This is a genomic window from Saccharothrix sp. NRRL B-16314 (genome assembly GCF_000716595.1).
Taxonomy (GTDB): Bacteria; Actinomycetota; Actinomycetes; order Mycobacteriales; family Pseudonocardiaceae; genus Actinosynnema.
Map to the genome: position 1 here is coordinate 23,604 of NZ_JNXC01000042.1, position 17,721 is coordinate 41,324.

General features: G+C 70.8%; 13 protein-coding genes. 2 read left to right on the forward strand and 11 right to left on the reverse strand.

The features are described from left to right. Nucleotides 1–11 precede the first annotated feature (11 nt). From OQ02_RS36080 to OQ02_RS36095, 4 genes are all read right to left on the reverse strand, one after another. Nucleotides 12–956: an acyltransferase domain-containing protein gene (locus tag OQ02_RS36080; protein WP_033443171.1), complete on the reverse strand. Its 945-nt coding sequence runs from the start codon at nt 954–956 to the stop codon at nt 12–14. 67 nt (nt 957–1,023) lie between these two features. Next, entirely contained in the window at nt 1,024–1,875 is an 852-nt protein-coding gene (locus tag OQ02_RS36085; RefSeq protein ID WP_033443172.1) for an alpha/beta fold hydrolase, read from the reverse strand. 85 nt (nt 1,876–1,960) lie between these two features. Beyond that, a complete protein-coding gene (locus OQ02_RS36090; RefSeq protein WP_033443173.1) occupies nt 1,961–2,713 on the reverse strand; it encodes a hypothetical protein in 753 nt (250 codons plus the stop codon). Between the two features lie 44 nt (nt 2,714–2,757). Continuing rightward, nucleotides 2,758–3,480 carry an alpha/beta fold hydrolase gene (locus tag OQ02_RS36095; protein ID WP_033443174.1) on the reverse strand — a complete coding sequence of 241 codons (723 nt, stop codon included), beginning with the start codon at nt 3,478–3,480 and terminating at the stop codon, nt 2,758–2,760. A gap of 151 nt (nt 3,481–3,631) precedes the next feature. On the opposite strand from OQ02_RS36095, the gene OQ02_RS36100 reads away from it, so the two are divergent. Continuing rightward, entirely contained in the window at nt 3,632–4,084 is a 453-nt protein-coding gene (locus tag OQ02_RS36100; RefSeq protein ID WP_033443175.1) for a MarR family winged helix-turn-helix transcriptional regulator, read from the forward strand. Nucleotides 4,085–4,633: 549 nt separating this feature from the next. On the opposite strand, the gene OQ02_RS36105 is transcribed toward OQ02_RS36100, so the two are convergent. Beyond that, the gene (locus OQ02_RS36105) at nt 4,634–5,416 is read right to left on the reverse strand and encodes a GH12 family glycosyl hydrolase domain-containing protein (protein ID WP_033443176.1); all 783 of its coding nucleotides are present in this window, start codon (nt 5,414–5,416) and stop codon (nt 4,634–4,636) included. Nucleotides 5,417–5,588: 172 nt separating this feature from the next. Here OQ02_RS36105 and OQ02_RS36110 point away from each other — a divergent pair, with 172 nt between their 5' ends. Beyond that, nucleotides 5,589–6,596 carry a LacI family DNA-binding transcriptional regulator gene (locus OQ02_RS36110; protein WP_033443177.1) on the forward strand — a complete coding sequence of 336 codons (1,008 nt, stop codon included), beginning with the start codon at nt 5,589–5,591 and terminating at the stop codon, nt 6,594–6,596. On the opposite strand, the gene OQ02_RS36115 is transcribed toward OQ02_RS36110, so the two are convergent. From OQ02_RS36115 to OQ02_RS36140, 6 genes are read right to left on the reverse strand one after another with little or no spacing between them, the layout of a single operon-like run. Then, on the reverse strand, nt 6,558–9,386 hold the full coding sequence (locus tag OQ02_RS36115; protein ID WP_051773226.1) for a beta-galactosidase: 2,829 nt from the start codon (nt 9,384–9,386) through the stop codon (nt 6,558–6,560). The two genes, OQ02_RS36110 and OQ02_RS36115, sit on opposite strands and share 39 nt — an antisense overlap. Beyond that, complete coding sequence (yicI, locus tag OQ02_RS36120) at nt 9,383–11,680, reverse strand: alpha-xylosidase (protein WP_051773227.1); 2,298 nt, start codon at nt 11,678–11,680, stop codon at nt 9,383–9,385. The genes OQ02_RS36115 and yicI overlap by 4 nt, the downstream gene beginning before the upstream one ends. Continuing rightward, nucleotides 11,677–12,489, reverse strand: a complete 813-nt coding sequence (locus OQ02_RS36125) for a carbohydrate ABC transporter permease (RefSeq protein ID WP_033443178.1) — start codon at nt 12,487–12,489, stop codon at nt 11,677–11,679. Before OQ02_RS36125 ends, yicI begins: the two co-directional genes overlap by 4 nt. After that, entirely contained in the window at nt 12,486–13,391 is a 906-nt protein-coding gene (locus OQ02_RS36130; protein WP_051773228.1) for a carbohydrate ABC transporter permease, read from the reverse strand. The genes OQ02_RS36125 and OQ02_RS36130 overlap by 4 nt, the downstream gene beginning before the upstream one ends. After that, nucleotides 13,388–14,668 (reverse strand): ABC transporter substrate-binding protein, encoded by a 1,281-nt coding sequence (locus tag OQ02_RS36135; protein ID WP_051773229.1) that lies wholly within the window; start codon nt 14,666–14,668, stop codon nt 13,388–13,390. Before OQ02_RS36135 ends, OQ02_RS36130 begins: the two co-directional genes overlap by 4 nt. Then, nucleotides 14,668–17,580 (reverse strand): glycoside hydrolase family 3 protein, encoded by a 2,913-nt coding sequence (locus tag OQ02_RS36140; protein ID WP_231500384.1) that lies wholly within the window; start codon nt 17,578–17,580, stop codon nt 14,668–14,670. The genes OQ02_RS36135 and OQ02_RS36140 overlap by 1 nt, the downstream gene beginning before the upstream one ends. Between the last annotated feature and the right edge of the window lie 141 nt (nt 17,581–17,721).

Sequence of the window (17,721 nt, forward strand, 5' to 3'; positions counted from 1 at the left end):
GGAGCGGCGAGCTAGAGCGGGATGAGGCCCCGGCGGATCTGCCAGTGCCGTCCCGCCTTCAGGTGGTCGACGATCGCGCGTTCGAGCGCGGTGCGGCGCGGCAGCTGGTCCAGCGGCGTGGTCAGGGTGCGGAACACGAACCGCAGCACCTCGACGTCGGCGTCCTGCCCTTCCGGCTCCTCGTAGGGCTCCAGCTCGAACAGCCGCTGGAACCGGACGATGTTGGAGTCCGCGGGCAGGTACTCCAGCAGCTGCGGGTCGAGCAGCCACGAGCCGCAGGAGAACGCCGTGTAGCGCTCGTCGGGGAAGTGGCGCGGGAAGAACGCGCGGCCCTCGTCGAGCGACGCCGCGACCGCCTCCGGGGTCATCGGCCCGGACTCGGGGATGTGCAGGGCGATGGAGGTGCCGCCGCGCTGGTGCTGCAACCGGCCCAGCTCGTAGAGGCCGCCGCGCGCGTGCAGCGTCAGCCAGCTCTGCATGACCGGCCAGCCCTCGCCGCGCATCCGCCGGTCGACCGCGAGGTTGCGGCCCAGGTCGGCGAGGGTCGCCCACGACACGGCTTCGGCGATGCCGTGGTCGCGGTGGTAGGCCGTGACGACGTCGACCAGGGCCAGGTACGCGTACACGTAGAGGTGCCGCCAGGCAGGACCCCGGTCGCGCGGCAGCTCCGGACCGGGCGGCAGCCAGCCGTGACCCCCGAGGTCGGCGCGGACCAGCGCGATCGAGCGGTCGAGCAGCCAGCGCAGCTCCGGAGTCCACTGTGGAGAGTCGGGGTCCGGCCAGCCCGCCATGATCTCCGCGACGTCGTCCGGCGGCACCGCGAGCCGGTCGAGGATGGCGGGGGCGTCGGCCTTGGCGGGCAGCGGAGCCGACGGACGGTCGCCGGCGAGTCGGTGCACGCGGTCCACGTCCTCGACGGGGACCCCGAGCCGGGCGGCGGTGTCGTCCAGATCCACGTCGGCGATCCTACCGGCCGGTGGGGTCACCCGTCCCCGCCTTCGGTTCCCGCGCACGGGTTCCGGGTCAGGCGCCCAGTTCCGCGATCCGGGCGGCCACCTCGGAGGGCGCCTCCAGCGGCAGCATGTGGCCCGCGTCCTCGACCACGACGGACTCACCGCCGACCGCCGCCGCCAGCGACTTGGCGTCGGACTCGGGCACCAGCCGGTCCTCGTCGCCCACCATCGCGATCACCGGCCGTTCGCCGGCGACGGTGAGCGCCGCCTCGCGGTCGTACCGGTCCACCGCCGGCCGGAACAGCGCGACCGTCTCCGGCCAGTGCGACCACACCATGTCCGCGGTCAGGTCCACGTCCTCCTGGCGCGGCTCGTCACCGAACAGCCACCAGCGCAGCCCGGCCGTCTTCGCCGGCTCGATCTTCTCCCGCACCGCCCGCACCAGCGGGCCGAACGCGCGTTCCAGCTCGCGGACCAGCTTGCCCAACGCCTTGGGCCACGCCAGCGAGCTCTCCGCCAGCCCGGTCGTGGCGGTCGACACGAACACCACGCCCGCCACCCGCTGCCGGTAGAGCCGGGGACGGCGTTCGGCCATCGCCATCACGGCCATCCCACCCATCGCGTGACCGGCGAGGACCACCCGGCCCTCGGGCACGAGCCGTTCGACGAGCTCGCCCAGGTCGTCGCCCAGCTGCTCGATCGTCGCGGACTCCTTGTCCGCCGGCGACGACGCGCCGTGCCCCCGGTGGTCGTAGGCGATCACCCGCAGGGACCCGGGCAGCGCCGCCACGACCCGGTGCCAGCTGCGGTGGTCCAACGCGTAGCCGTGGGCGAGCACCACGGTCACCTCGGCGTCGGACGGTCCACTGTGCGCCACGTTCAGCTCCGTGCCGTCCTCAAGCCGCAACCGCTCGGTCGCCATGGCCGCTGCCCCTTCCGTCGTCGGACGTGTTCCCTGACCAACGAGTAACAACGGCCGACGTCACGCGACGTGGATCACCCCGACCTCAGGACCAGCCCGCCTGCCCCAGCAGGCGCACCCGGCGGTCGAGGACGGCGGCGAAGTCGTGCGGGTGCCCGACGACCAGTTCGACGTTCCGCTCGTGCGTGTGGACCACGACCACCGGTCCGCCCGGCTCGCCACCTGCCTCGGCCACCCACACGTCGGTGATCTCGGCCAGCGGCAGCTCACCGCCGAACGTGTCCGGGTGGGACGGAGCGGTGGACACGTGCCAGCGCAGCCACTCGCCGTCGAAGGCGGCGTGCGCCGGCACCAGGTGGCCGGTGGCACTGCGGACCTGCCGGGACGCGCTCCGCACGCCGAGCGTCGTCCCGGCGATCGCGCAGCCGACCTCGTCCAGCAGCACGGTCTTCGCCCTGACCACCAGCAGCGCGCCGACCGCCGCCGCCACGACCGTCGGCACGACGAGCAGCGGGCTCGCGGTGAGCAACCCGACCCCGATCGCCTGCACCACCCCGCCGTACACGACGACGCCGGCCCACCAGCCGGTCCGGTGCAGGTAGGTCCGCCGGACCAGGAACCACACCGGCACCGCGACGCCGATCACCAGGACCGCCCAGCCGAGCGGCGCGGCTCCCGACCACGGGGCCACCAGGGCGACCACCAGGCTCACCGCCGGCGGTGCGAGGAACCCGAGCATGAACGGCCGTGCCCGCGACCAGCGGCGCTCGAACTCCACGCGCACCTCGTCGTGCACGCCGAACGGCAACCGCAGCACCCGCACCACCTCCAGCCCCAAGCTTCCCCCGTATCGGGGAGGGCCGCCTGCGGCGTGGTGGGACGTCAGGCCACCGAGTCGACCGCGGCGAGGATGAGGTCCGCGACCTCGTCCGGCCGGGACACGGCGACCGCGTGCGACGCGTCGACCTCGACCGCGGTGGCACCGAGCCGCTTGGCGGCGGCGCGCTGCGAGTCGGGGTGGATGGCGTTGTCGGCGGTCGCGACCACGAACCAGGACGGCAGGGACTTCCAGGCCGGCTCGACGGACAGCGGCTCACCGAGCGCGCGGGCCGCGATCGGGCGCTGGCTGAGGGCGGCGGTCGCCGTGAAGTCGGCGGGCAGGTCGGCGGCGAACACGCTCGCGAACGCGTCCCGGCGGATGGTGAACTCGACCTCGGCGCCCTCGCCGTCGGGGAACGTCCGCTGCACCAGCGACGTGCCCAGGTCCACCGGCGGGAAGCTCTCGACCGAGCCGAGCGCGCTCTCACCCTGGTCGATGCCGAACGCGGCCACGTAGACGAGCGCCTTCGCGTTGGGCGTCTTGGCGCCGGCGTGCGTGATCACCGGGCCGCCGTAGGAGTGCCCGACCAGGACGACCGGCCCGTCGATCTGGCCCGCGACGCTCGCCACGTAGTCACCGTCGTGCGCCAGGCCGCGCAGCGGGTTGCCCACAGCCACCGCCTCGACGCCGCGCGCCCGCAGCCGGTCGATCACGCCGGCCCAGCTGGAGCCGTCCGCGAAGGCGCCGTGCACCAGGACGACGGTGGGGGTGTTGTTGCTGCTCATCGTGCTTCTCCTCGTTCGCCGTGCGGGTTGGTGCCGCTAAAGCTAGTGCACGAGTAACTTGTGCACAAGTTACTTTGGGTGTGACCAATGGCACGCGTGGCATCATGGGGAGCGAGGAACAGGCGGGCGGCGAGGAGAGGTTGTGGTGGGGATGGACCCCGACGAGGCGGTGTCGACCATCGACGACATGGTGTGCTTCGCCCTCTACGCCGCGTCCCGCGCGGTCACGTCCGCCTACCGGCCCTTGTTGCAGGCGCTGAACCTCACGTACCCGCAGTACCTGGTGATGGTGGTGCTCTGGCAGCGCGGGTCGATCACGGTGAAGGACCTGGGCGACCACCTCCAGCTGGACTACGGCACCCTGACGCCGTTGCTCAAGCGGTTGGAAGCGGCGGGCCTGGTCACGCGTCGCCGCCGGGCGGACGACGAGCGGTCCGTCGAGGTCGGCCTGACCGACGAGGGGCGGGAGTTGCGCGAGTCGACCCGCCACATCCCGATCGCGATCGGCGACGCCATGGGCATGCCGGAGGCGGAACTGTCCCGGCTGCGCGACTCGTTGCGCCGGCTGACGAACAACGTGTCGACGCACGGCTCCGGAGCTTGAGCATCAGGTAAAGGCGGCCTGGTCGCAGGGCAACGTGGCGACGGCACAGGAGGCGACGGTGGTGGTCGACTCCGTGACGGGCGGGCCGCCTGAAGCGGACCGGGATTCGTCGCACTTGGTGGTCCGGAGCTCGTCGCCCCAGGTCGACGCGAACATCAGGTACTCGATGCCGGCCTGCATGGTGTAGCGCAGGACCAGCTCCGCGCGTACCGCTGTGGCTCCGTCTGATCGGGCAGGCACTGGCGGGCACTGGCCGAGCCGACGACAAAGCGGAGCAAACCTCCGTGGGCGGTGCGCCTCCACCGCAACGGCCCGGACACCGGCCGGACCAGACAACCGCTCGCACGCCGGGACACCGGCGAACAGCGCAACGCGCCCCTCCCCCCGGCCACCGAAGCGGGGCCGTGACGCGGAGCCGGGCACCCGGATTCGCAGGTCCTCCGGCTCGCACCGGGAGGAGGAGTGCGGTGCGAGCCGGAGAACCGCCATGCGCAGGCCGACCTGGGACCGGGCGACCCGGGTTCTGCGACCCGGGTCAGGCGACCCGGGTCAGCGGACGTCGACCCGGTAGGCGTCCGTGTCGAGCCGCCCGGAGCCGGTGAACACCTCGGTGCCGGCCTGCACGCTGGTGAGGTACTTCGACGACGACACCCACCCGCGGTTGACCAGGTTGTCGAGGAAGTCGCGGACGTTGAACGTCACCGACTGCGTGTTCGACGTGCGCACGAACGAGTACACGTTCCAGCCGATGTTGCCGCGGTACAGGTCCCAGTTCGTGCCCGCGACGGTCACCGTCGCCTGCCGGGTGCCGACCGGACCGGCGCCGCCCGCGCGGTAGGTCCAGATCATCACCTCGTCGCTCGGCTGGTGCTCCCACGTGGGGTTGGCGATCGTGTGCAGCCACAGGTCGTAGGCCACGTTCATGGTGTTCGGGGTCGACTGGGTGACGCGGTACTGCCAGCTCGTGTCGATGGTGCGGCGGTCCGAGATCCGCACCGGCAGCCCGGTGCCCTGCTTCTTCCAGCCCCAGTGCCAGCCCAGCACCGCGCTGCTGTAGGACTTCACCGAGTTCGACTGGCCAGTCCAGTCCCAGTTCGTGCCCCAGCCGAGGGTCGAACCGGACGCGTAACCGTCCCAGACGCACTGCCACCCGCTGCCCGAGTCCCGGCCCCACAGGTTGTTGTTGATCCAGTACTTGCTCGTGGTGGAGACCTCGCCGAACGCCTCGCAGGTGCCTGCGGCGTTGGCGGTGCCCGTCGGCACGAGGACGGCGACGGCCGCCAGCAGGCTGACGGTAAGCGCTTTCCACTTCAGCCGGACAGAACGCTTCATCGAGTTCTTCCCTTCTGGCCCCAGCGGCGGCCTTCGATGTTAGCGTTATCATCCGAGCTTCCAGTACCGGCCGACCGAGTGGTCGACCCGGCGCTCCCCCTGACCACGAGTGGTCTGGTCCACTATGGACGTCGCGACCGGGACGCCGGGCCGGGCGTATTAGGATCGTCCGATGGTCACCATCGCCGACGTCGCGCGGGCGGCGGGAGTCTCGCCCAGCACCGTCTCGTACGTGCTGTCCGGGAAGCGCTCCATCTCGGAGGCGACCAGGCGGCGGGTGCACCACAGCATCCGCAAGCTCGGCTACCACCCCAACGCGGGCGCGCGGGCCCTGGCGAGCAACCGCTCCAACGTGCTCGCCCTCGTCGTGCCGCTGCGCACCGACCTGAACGTCCCGGTGGTCATGCAGTTCGTCACCGCCACCGTCACCGAGGCCCGCACCTACGACCACGACGTGCTCCTGCTGACGGCGGACGAAGGCGCGGAGGGCCTGCACCGGGTGGTGGCCTCCTCCCTCGCCGACGCGATCATCGTGATGGACGTCGAAGCGGCCGAACCGCGGGTGCCGGTGCTGCGCGCCCTGGCCCGGCCCGCGGTGCTGATCGGCGTGCCGGCCGACCCGCAGGGGTTGGCCTGCGTCGACCTGGACTTCACCGCCGCCGGTGCGGAGTGCGTCGCGCACCTGGCCGACCTCGGCCACCGGGACATCGCCCTCATCGGCCCGTCACCCGCCGTCTACGAGCGCGGCACGAGCTACGCGGGCCGGTTCCTGCGCGGGTTCGAGGAAACGGCCGCGCAGCGCGGTGTCGACACCGTCACGCTGGCCTGCGCGCCCAGCTACGACGGCGTCCGCGAGGTCCTCGACGACCTGCTCGCCCGACCTCGTGCGCTCACCGGTCTGGTGGTGCACAACGAGGCCATCCTCGGCCCGCTGCTGTCCGAACTGGCCCGGCGGGGCAGGCACGTGCCGGACGACATCTCCGTGCTGGCGGTCTGCCCGCCGGACCTCGCCGTGGCGCAGTCCGTGCCGCTGTCCTCCGTGGACATCCCGGCCGCCGAGCTGGGCGGGCTGGCCGTCGAGCTGGCGATGCGCCGGCTCGACGGCCTGGCCGAGCCCGAGGTCCGGTTGCTCCCGCCCCGGCTAAAGGTCCGGAGCAGCACCGGTCCGGTGGTTGCCTAGGGTCACCAGGCGCACCGGTCCCGGACCATCCTGCGCCGCCTCGGTCGCGATCACGGCGAAGGTGAGCGTGTTGTGGTCGCGCAGCACGCCGGCGGGGAGCACGAACTCCCGCTGCGGTCCGACGCCGTTCAGGTACTGGCCCATGTTCCAGCCGTTGACGAAGATCAGCACCCGGTAGCCGCGGGCGGTGGTGTCGTCGAACCGCAGGCCGAGCGAGACGTCGTGCCCGCGCGGCAGGTCCAGCCGGAAGTTCGTTCGGTACCAGGACACACCCGGCGACATGACGCCCGGCGGGCGCTGCCAGCGGTCCGAGCCCTCGGCACCGAGGACGGGCAGGTGCCACCCTTCCCGTTCGCCCTGGAGGCCGCCGGTGTTCATCGGGCCGCGTTCGCCGTCGGTCGGGCGCGAACCCCGGATCTGCCACGAGATCGGCGAGGTGGCACCCTCCACCGCCACCCCGAACAGGCCGCGCGGCTGCTTGTGGCGGATGTCGTCGGCGGTCCAGTCGTCGTTGTGGCCCATGTTCTCGACCAGCACGGTCACCGTCGCCTGCTGCCCGTCGACCAGCAGTCCTGCCGGCACCGCGAAGTCGCCCCGACCGGGATCGGGGTTCACCGGCTCCGAGTCCGCCTGGACACCGCCCGCGGCCGAGCCGAGGTAACGCCCGTTGAGCCACACCAGGTAGATGCCGCGCCGCCCGGTGATCGCGTTGACCGACACCGTCTTCTCCGCACCGTTCGCGGTGAACCCGCCGCGGTACCAGACGTTGCCGTTGTGGTGGCCGTACTCGTCGGTGTAGAGCACCGGCAGCGACTTCGGCTTGATCGGACTGGCCGTGGTGGTCTTGTCCGCCGTCGTCCACCCGGACTCGCCGGCACCGGGCGACTCGGCGCGGTGCCGCCAGTTCACGAGTTCGGGCAGGCGCACCTCCTCGGGGCCGGGCAGCGCGCCCAGCAGCGAGCCGCTGGACGTGCGGCGCACGGGCACCGACCGGCCGCCCACGGTCAGGTGACGGGCCGGGGCGAACACCTCGACCTCCGTCGCCCGGTCCGTGTCCGCGCGCAGCGTCACCCGGTTGCCCTTGACCTCCGCGGACCGGACCAGCGACGTGCCGCGGACCAGGACCGGACCGGCCGACGTGTCCTGCCGCCAGAACCCGGCGGCCGTCTCGTCGGTGCCGAGCAGGAGGAGCACCGGCGGACGTCCGCCACCGGAGACCTCCACCCGGGACAGGCCTGCGTGCACGTAGTCCAGTCGCAGGTCGCCGTCCTGGTAGGAGCTGCGCACCTCACCGTCGAGCACCTTGACGGTCGGGGCCGAGTCGTACCGCAGCACGGTCGAGCCCTGTTCCCCGTCACGCCCGTAGAGCACCGCCACGTCGCGGCCGGACACGGTGACGTGGGTGAGGATCTCCGAGTTCGACCACACCAGGCGCTGGCCGCCCAGGTCGTAGCCGGCCACGAGGATCTTCGCGTCCCGGCCGTTCACCCGCACGGGCACCTGGTACTCGCCGTCCGGGGTGGACCACTCCAGCGTGGTCGCCAGGTCCGCCGTGCCGGCGCGGTCGGCCTGCCGCACGAGCACGAACTGCGTGCGGCTGTCCGGGTTCGCCCGCGCCAGCGTGAACACGGCCGCGTCCGCGGGCACCGGCGCGGTCGCCGCGTCGGTCTTGGTCAGCGGCGCCACCGTGGTCATGAAGTAGCCCTGCCGCTTGAACTCGTCGTACTTCGCGGTGAGCTGCCGCGACTCGGTGATCGCCGAGCCGTAGTCGTAGGAGGTGTAGACGTCGTTCGGCTGCGGGAGCCAGCCCCACGACGTGCCGCCGTACGTCATGTAGTAGCCGTACATGGTGGCGCCACTGGCGATGGCGTTGTTCTTGTAGAACGCCTTCATGTAGCTCGGGCCGGTCAGCTCACGGCACTTGTCGTACCCGGCGTTGTCCAGGTCGATCGCGCCCGCCTGGTACTCGGCGGCGTAGACGGGCGCGTCGTCGCGCAGCCGACGGGTGACGCCGTGGCCCCACGGACCCCACGTGTCGGGGTTCCGGCAGTCGAACGACTGCGGGTAGTCGTCCACGCCCGGGATCTGCACCGCGCCCCGGCCGGAGGACCAGTTGGCCAGGTCACCGCCGCAGCAGTTGTTGTGCACGATCGGCACGTCGATGCCCGCGTCACGGGCGAGCCGCTGGAGGTTCTCCATGTAGGCCGGGTCGACGTTGACCGCGTACTCGTTCTCGACGTTGTAGGCGATCACCGAGCCGCCCCGGCCGACCTGGTGCCGGGCAATGATCGGGTTGATGTGGCCGAGCCAGTCCGTGTACGCCGCGGTGTAGCCGGGGTCGCTGGACCTCGCCCGGCCGACCACCGTCTTGAGCCACGCCGGGAAACCGCCGCCGCTGGTCTCGGCGTTGATGTACGGACCGGGCCTGGCCACCACGTACAGGCCGAGTTCGTCGGCCAGCCGCAGCAACCGGTCGACGTCACGCACGCCGGTGAAGTCGTACACGCCGGGCGAGGGCGAGTGGTAGCCCCAGTGGAAGTACAGCGACACGCCGCTGAACCCGGCGGCCCGGACCTTCTCCAGGACGTCGCGCCACAGCTCCGGGCTGGGCAGCCGGAAGTAGTGGAACTCCCCCGACCACAACATGACCCGCTTGCCGTCCACGGTCAGCGAGTACTTGTCGTAGGACACCTCGTGCTGCCCGGAGTCCACCGCGACCGGCGCCGCGACCACCGGTGTGGTCGCGGTCAGGGAGCCGAGCAGCACGAGCACGACGGCTAACAGCCTCACCGGATCCCCCGCAGGGCCAGGGCTGCGCCGTCGGCGGTGACGAGCACCCCGTTGTCGTGCGGGCTCGCCGAACCACCGTCCACCGCGTCCACCTCCCGGGAGCCGACGATGAGCAGCCGCCACTGCGACGGCGCGGCGTCGGCCTCGACCCGGATCACGTCACCGTCGCGGTGGATGCGGAACGTCGTGCCGCCGACCACCGTCACGTGCTCGCCGTCCGCCAGTTCGTACACGTGCAGCGTGACGCCCTCGGCGTAGTCGTAGTCGGGCCGGTCGTCCACCGCTCCCACGGGCAGGACGGTGTTCGGGCGCACGAGGACGGGTGCGGTGAGGAAGTCGCACCGGTCGTTCACCCACCGCGGGCCTTCGACGGTCCCGCCGGTGAGCAGGTGCGTCCACGTGCCTTCCGGGACGTAGTACGAGACGTCGCCGCCGTCCGAGAACACCGGGGCGACCAGCAGGTCGTCGCCGAGCATGTACTGGCGTTCGAGCTGGGCGCAGCCGGGGTCGTCCGGGAACTCCACCACCATCGCCCGCATCATCGGCACGCCCTCCGCCGCCGCCTGCCGGGACGCCCGGTCCAGGTACGGCATCAGGCTGAGCTTCAGCTTGACGAACCGGCGCAGGACGTCGACCGACTCCTCGTCGAACAACCACGGCACCCGGTACGACGAGCTGCCGTGCAGGCGGCTGTGCGAGGACAGCAGGCCGAACGCGATCCACCGCTTGAACAACGCGGCCGACGGCGTGCCCTCGAACCCGCCGATGTCGTGGCTCCAGTACCCGAACCCGGACAGGCCGAGGGACAGCCCGCCCCGCAGGCTCTCCGCCATGGACTCGTAGCTAGCCTCGCAGTCGCCGCCCCAGTGCACCGGGAACTGCTGCGACCCGGCGGTGGCCGACCGGGCGAACACCACCGCGTCACCCTCACCGCGCCGCTCGCGCAGCAGGTCGAACACCGTCCGGTTGTAGAGGTGCGTGTAGTAGTTGTGCATCCGCTCGGGGTCGGAGCCGTCGTGGTAGACCACGTCGGTCGGGACGCGCTCGCCGAAGTCCGTCTTGAAGCAGTCGACGCCCTGCTCCAGCAGCGCGTCCAACTTGGACGAGTACCAGGCGCGGGCGGCGGGGTTGGTGAAGTCCACCAGCGCCATGCCCGGCTGCCACTGGTCCCACTGCCACACGTCGCCGTTCGGGCGGCGCAGCAGGTAGCCGTTCGCCCTGCCCTCCTCGAACAGCGGCGACCGCTGCGCGATGTACGGGTTGATCCACAACGAGATGCGCAGGCCGCGGGCGCGCAGCCGGTCGAGCATGGCGGCCGGGTCCGGGAACGTGCGCGGGTCCCACTCGAAGTCGCACCAGTGGAACTCGCGCATCCAGAAGCAGTCGAAGTGGAACACGCTCAGCGGCAGGTCGCGCTCCAGCATCCCGTCGATGAACCCCGACACCGTCTCCTCGTCGTACGAGGTGGTGAACGAGGTGGACAGCCACAGGCCGAACGACCACGCGGGCGGCAGCGCGGGACGTCCGGTCAGCGCCGTGTACTTGCGCAGGATGTCCCTCGGCGTGGGGCCGTAGATCAGGAAGTACTCCAGCGACTGGCCCTCGACGCTGAACTGGACCTTCGACACCGCTTCCGAACCCACCTCGAACGAGACGTGCCCGGGGTGGTTGACGAAGACGCCGTACCCGGCGTTGGTCAGGAAGAACGGGACGTTCTTGTACGCCTGCTCGCTGCTCGTGCCGCCGTCGGCGTTCCAGATGTCCACCGTCTGGCCGTTCTTGACCAGCGGACCGAACCGCTCGCCCAGCCCGTAGACCGCGTGGCCGACGCCGAGGACGAGCTGTTCGCGGACGTGGTGCGCGCCGTCGACCGTCATCAGGCCGATGCCCTTGGCGCCGCTGCTGGTCAACGAACGACCGTCTGCGGTGAAGTCGACCTTCCACTCGTCACCCCGGTGCACGCGGACCGACAACGCGCCCGCGGTCATCACCGCACCGGCGTCGTCCTCCACCACCTTGGCCTCGTGCGCGCTGTCGGTGTGCAGGGTGAACGCCGGCTCCTTGGCGACCTCACCGCTGAAGTGCGTGATCTTCACGCCGATCACGTCGGCCATCGGGGAGGTGAGGCCCAAGGCGACCACCGGTCCCTTGAGGGTGTCGCCGCGGTGCCGGATGGGGCGGGTCGACGCGTGCACGACGACCTCCCCGTTCCCCGTGGCGACGTCGTGCACCTCGACCGGGTGAGCGGCCTCCACCCCGGGTCGCAGCAGCCAGTACCCGTCGCTGAACTTCACTTGACCGCTCCTGCCGTGATGCCGCGGGTCAACGCCCGCTGGAAGATGAGGAAGAAGACGATGGCCGGGATGATCCCCAGCAGCGCCGACGCGCTGGTCATGGTGGCGTCCATCATCCGTTGGCCCTGCAACACGCCCAGCGCCACCGGCACCGTCTGGTTCTCGTTGGAGATCAGCAGCACCAGCGGCAGGAAGAACTCGTTCCACGTCCAGATGAAGAAGAACACGAACAGCACGCCCAGCGTGGGTTTGCTGATCGGCACCACGATCCGCACCAGCGTCTGCCACTTGTTCGCGCCGTCGATCCGCGCGGCCTCCAGCAGCTCGCGCGGGAAGCCGCCGAGCGTCGAGGTGAGCAGGTAGGTGCCGAACGCGGCCTGGATGACCGTGAAGATGATGATCACGGCCAGTTTCGTGTCGTACAGGCCGACCTGGTTGGCCAGGAAGTACAGCGGGTAGACCAGCGCCTCCTGCGGCAGCGTGTTCGCGATGAGGAACACGACCAGGATCCACAGCCGGCCCTTCACCCGGCCGATGCCCAGCGCGTAGGCGTTGAACACCGACACCACCACCGCGAGGACCGCCACCGAGCCGCTGATCACCACGCTGTTGAGCAGCTTCTCGCCGAAGTCGACGCGTTCCCAGAAGGCGATGACGCCGTCCAGGGACACCCCGCCGGGCAGGTCGAGCGGACCGCCGGTGGAGTACTCCTCCGGCGTCTTCACCGCGTTGAGCGCGACGAGGAAGAACGGCACCAGCATCACCACGGCCAGCACGATCATCGACCACAGCACCGCGTGCCGCTTCACCGGTGGTCACCCCGATTCTGCATGCGCAGGAACACGGTCGTCAGGACCAGGATCAGCACGGTGAGCACGGTGGCGATCGCCGCGCCGTAACCGACCTGGGTCTTCTCGAAGAAGTTCTGGAACGAGTAGTACGACGGGACGTTCGTCGACCCGCCCGGACCGCCCCGGGTCAGCACGTAGATCGGCGCGAACACCTTCAACGCGGCGATCGTGCACGTCAGCAGCACCACGAAGACCTCCGGCCGGATCTGCGGCACGGTGACGTGCCAGAACCGGCCCCACCACGACGCGCCGTCCAGCTCCGCGGCCTCGTGCAGCGCCGGGTCGACCCGCTGCATCCCGGCCATGAAGATGACCACCGGGTAGCCGACCTGGATCCACAGCATCACCCCCATCACCGACCACAGGGCCAGGTCCGGGTCGCCCAGCCAGTTCTGCGCCAGCGAGTCGAGCCCGACGGCGCGCAGCACCTCGTTCAGCGCGCCGTCCTGCGGCGCCAGGATCCAGCTCCACACGATCCCGGCCACCGCGATGGGCAGCACCTGCGGCAGGTAGACGCACGCCCGCAGCACGGCGGCGTGCCGCGACCCGAAGTGCTTGCCCACGAAGTCGAACAGGGTTGCGGCGATGACAAGCCCCGCCAGGGTCGGCAGGACCGCCATCGCCACCACCAAGCCGACGTTGTGCCGGAACGACGCCCAGAACGTCGAGTCCGACATCAGCCGGACGTAGTTGTCCGGCCCGACCCACTCCGGCTCACCCGCGCCGGACCACTCGGTGAAGCTGATGCCGATGTTCATCCCGAACGGCACCAGGATCACCGCGAGCAGCAGCAGTCCGCCGGGGACCAGGAACCACAGGTACGACCCGCGGTCGCGGATCGAGGTCGGGACCACGCTCATTTGCCGACGCCCGCCAGGTTTTCCCTGTAGTAGTCGGACAACTCGGTCAGCACCTCGTGCGGACCGGCCTGCCCGGTGATCAGCTTCTGCACGGCCGACACCTGCACGTCGTAGAAGCCGGGCGCGGGCCAGTCCGGGTAGAACGCCAGCCGGTCGTCGTCGCTCAGCTGCTTGAAGTCCTCGTTCAGGCGCTGGGTCGCCGGATCGGGGGCGGGCGCGTCACCGGAGGCGACGGCCACCCCGCCCGCGTCGCGCAGCTTGTCCTGGATCGGCTGCGACATGGTGATCTCGATGAAGTCGTAGGCGAGCTGCTTGTTCTTCGACCCCTTCGGCACCACCCACAGGTTGCCGCTCGACCCGGCCGTCATGCCGGGCCACGGCACGGAACCCCACTGGAAGTCCTTGACCTGGGACTGCACCCGGCCGTACCACCAGCTGCCGCTGATCATGATCGGGTGCTTGCCCTGCATGAACGCGACGCCCATGTCCTCGGCCTTGACCCCGGCCGAGTCCTTCGAGATGTAGCCCTCGCGCAGCCACTCGGCGAACGTCTCCGCGCCGTACACCCACGCCTTGTCGTGGAAGTCCACGTCACCCGTGTACCGCTGGTACTTGTCCACCCAGTCGCGGTCGGCCTTCGTGAGCGCCAGCTGGTACAGCACCTGCTGCGCCGGGTACTCCGCACCGCCCAACGCCAACGGGGTGACCCCGGCGGCGACGAACTTCTTCATCGCGGCCGTCAGCTCGTCGAGCGTCCTGGGCTCGGCCAGGCCCTGCTGCTCGAACATCGTCTTGTTGTAGTAGACCATCACGTACTCGGCGTAGTTGGGGATGCCGTACCACTTCCCCGAACCCATGACGCCGCGCTCGTCGTACTTGGCCGTGGTGTCGATGCCCGGACCGAGCTTCTTGTCCCAGCCGCGCTTCGCCACCTCGTCGCTGATGTCCGTCAGCAGGCCCTGCTTGGACAGCAGGCCGGCGGTCGCGTTGCCCTTGTTGTACTCCAGGATGTCCGGCGCGTCGTTGGAGTTGAGCACCATCGGCGCCGTCTTCTGGATCTGCTCGAAGCCCTTCTCCTCGAACTCCACCTTCACACCGGGGTGGGAGGCCTCGAACTGCTTGATCGCCTCCGCCCACGCCACGCCCATGGCGCTGTCCGGGCCTTCGTAGTGCCACAGCTTGAGCGTCTTGCCGTCGGACGCGGCGTCCGATCCGCCGCCGCACCCGGCCACGGCCAGCAGGGCCGCGACGGCGGCCACCAGGAGTCGCTTGGACATCAGGATCCCTCCACGGTGAGGTTGTCGATCCGGGCCTTCCCCGTGAAGACCAGGTGAACGTCCTGCCGACCGGCCGCGTCGCGCAACGGCGCCGAGACGGAGGTCCAGGAGTACTTGTCGGCGGTGGTCGGCACGGCCACCGTGCCCACCAGCCGGCCGGTCGGGCCGCCGAGGCGGACCTCGACGGTCGTTGGCGCGTCCGGGTTCGCCACGCGGACCGTCAGCGACCGGGCGGACCGGCCGAGGTTGACGTCCGCGAAGGCGATCCACTGGCCGGCGGCCGTCGCGGCGACGGCGGTGCCGCGCTCCTTGGTGGTGTCCACCAGGGTGACGCCGGAGTAGTCGTCGAAGTTCTGCGCCTGGGTGGTCCGGCGCAGGTCACGCGGCGGGATCCGCTCGCCCCGCACGCTGATCGCGCGGGTCAGCGAGCCGACGATCAGGTCGTGCGGCGCGGTCTCCACCACCCGCTTCTCCCGCGTCACGTCCCAGAAGGACAGGTCGGCGGCGGCCACGGTGAACTCGACCGCCTTGCTCTCACCGGGTGCCAGCTCCACCCGCTCGAACGCGCGCAGCTGCTTGACGGGCTGCCGCACCCGCGACTTCTTCTGGTGCGAGAACAGCTGGACCACCTCGGCGCCCGCCCGGTCACCGGTGTTCGTCACGGTCACGCGTGCCTTGACCTGACCGTCGGCGTCCACGGTGGTCCGGTCGACCTGCAACCTGTCGTAGCGGAACGACGTGTAGCTCAGCCCGTACCCGAACGGGTACAGCGGCTTGCCCTGGAAGTACTGGTAGGTGTGCCCGGACTTGGAGATGTCGTACCGGAGGATGTCCGGCAGGTCCGCGTCGGACCGGTACCACGTCTGGGTCAGCCTGCCGCTCGGGTTGGTGTCGCCGAACAGCACGTCCGCCAGCGCGCGCCCGGTCTCCTGACCCGCGTGCGTGGTCCACAGGATCGCCGGGAGGTCCGCGGTGTCCCAGTCCCCCGAGTACGGGTAGCTGCTCTCCAGCACCACGATCGTCCGCGGGTTCGCCTTGCGCACCGCGTCGATGACCGCGCGCTGGCCGGCGGGCAGGACGGTGGTCTTGCGGTCGTCGTCCTCACGGCCGTTGATGAACGGCATGCTGCCGACCACCACGACGGCCGCGTCGGCGTCCTTCGCCGCCGCCACGGCGCTTTCCACACCGCTGTGCACGACCTCACGGCCGAACTTCGCCGCGGACTCGGGCGTCTCGGCGCCGACGGTGAGCTTGCCGTCCGCGCCGACGACCACGTACCTGTTCCGGCCGAACCACGACTGCGTGACCTCGTTGCCCGCGTACTCCAGCACGTACGAGCCGTCGGGCTGCGCCAGGAGCTCGAACTGCTGCTGGACGAACCAGCCGTTGGGCTGCGCCGCGTTGTTGACCAGGGTGCGCCCGTCACCGAGGGACAGCGTCTTGCCGTTGGCCGCGGCCCGGAGCGTGACGGTGCCCTCGCCCCAGTCGAAGACGTCCAGCCCGCTCGCGTCGGTCGGCGTCGTCTCGGTGGCGGTGAGCGCCGCACCGGCCGGCGCGGTGGACGCGGTGACGTAGTTGCCGGTGGCCAGGTCCTTCAACCTGATCCGGTCCACGCCCTCGCTCGACGTCACCGCCGCGCGTTCCGCCAGGCCCTTCACCGGCGTCATGCGGTAGGGCATGGTGCCCGAGTACCAGTCCTCGTACAGCGTGTCCGCCAGCTGACCGACGACCGCCACCTCCTTGGTGTCCGCAGTGGACAGCGGCAGCGCCTTGTTGTCGTTGCGCAGCAGCACCATCTGCTCGGCGGCGGCCTTGCGGGCCAGCTCACGGTGCTCGGGCGCGTCGATGACGTCCGGGGTGATGGCCGCGTACGGGTTGCGGCCCGCCGGGTCGAACTCGCCGAGCCGGAAGCGGACCGACAGCACGTGCCGGACGGCGTCCTCGACGTCGGCCGTGGTCAGCAGGCCCTGGTCGAGCGCGGTCTTGATCGCCGCGGTGGTGGGCGCCGGGTTCTGGTTGTCCTCGGTGAAGCTGTCCAGCCCCGCCCGGACCGCCGCCGCGTTGCCCTCCGCCTTGGTCGCGTAGTAGCGCTGCGAGCCGGTGACGTTCGAGGCGCCCGCCGCGTCACCGACGATCAGCAGGTCCTCGTCGGTCCACGAGCGCACCACGTCGTCCAGGTCGTGCATGACGTGCGTGGGACGGCCGTTGACCAGGTTGTACGAGGCCATCACGCCGGTCGCGGCGTTCGCCGAGACGGCCGGCTTGAACGCGGCCTCGTCGTAGTCCTTCATGATCCGCGGCGGCACGATCGCGTCGACCGTCGTGCGGTCGTCCTCGACGTTGTACGCCAGGTAGTGCTTCAGCGTCGGCGCGGCCTGGAGGTAGTCCGGGTGGTCGCCCTGGATGCCGTGGCCGTAGGCGGTCGAGATCGCGCCGGTCAGGTGCGGGTCCTCCGAGTAGCCCTCCTCGTTGCGCCCCCACCTCGGGTCGCGCAGCAGGTTCACCACCGGCGCCCACAGGTTCAGGCCGTGGTGCGCCGGGTTCCGGGCGTGGAAGCCGCGGGCCTCCCGGCCGGTCACCGCGCCGACCTGCTCGACCAGGTCGGGGTTCCACGTGGTCGCCAGGCCGAGCGCCTGCGGGAAGACGGTCGACTCGCCGAGCCAGGCGACGCCGTGCAGGGCTTCCGTGCCGGTCTTGAACGCGCCGATCCCGAGCCTCGGGATGGCCGGCTGGTACTGGTGCAGCAGCGACACCTTCTCGTCGACCGTCAACCTGCCGAGCAGGTCGTCGATCCGGGCGGCGCGGGGCAGGTCGGGGTCGCGGAAGGGCAGTTCTTCGGCGTGCGCGGGCAAGGGTGCAAGCACCAGCGACGCGACCAGCGCCATCAGCACCGGCCGGCGGAGTCTCGACACGGGTCGTCCCCTTCGTCTTCAGGGGGAGCCGAGGCCCCCACTTCATCGAAGCGCTTCGACTGGCAACCGTAGAGGCCGCCCGTGACGGATGCAACAGTGTTGGGAGCACCGAACCGGGGTGACGGACCGTGATGTGGCGGG

Excerpts from the sequence above, each read along its gene's own strand:
- OQ02_RS36100 (WP_033443175.1), top strand. The coding sequence starts at position 3,632 with ATGGACCCCGACGAGGCGGTGTCGACCATCGACGACATGGTGTGCTTC.
- OQ02_RS36135 (WP_051773229.1), bottom strand. The coding sequence starts at position 14,668 with ATGTCCAAGCGACTCCTGGTGGCCGCCGTCGCGGCCCTGCTGGCCGTG.
- OQ02_RS36105 (WP_033443176.1), bottom strand. The coding sequence starts at position 5,416 with ATGAAGCGTTCTGTCCGGCTGAAGTGGAAAGCGCTTACCGTCAGCCTG.
- OQ02_RS36095 (WP_033443174.1), bottom strand. The coding sequence starts at position 3,480 with ATGAGCAGCAACAACACCCCCACCGTCGTCCTGGTGCACGGCGCCTTC.
- OQ02_RS36110 (WP_033443177.1), top strand. The coding sequence starts at position 5,589 with ATGGTCACCATCGCCGACGTCGCGCGGGCGGCGGGAGTCTCGCCCAGC.
- OQ02_RS36130 (WP_051773228.1), bottom strand. The coding sequence starts at position 13,391 with ATGAGCGTGGTCCCGACCTCGATCCGCGACCGCGGGTCGTACCTGTGG.
- OQ02_RS36085 (WP_033443172.1), bottom strand. The coding sequence starts at position 1,875 with ATGGCGACCGAGCGGTTGCGGCTTGAGGACGGCACGGAGCTGAACGTG.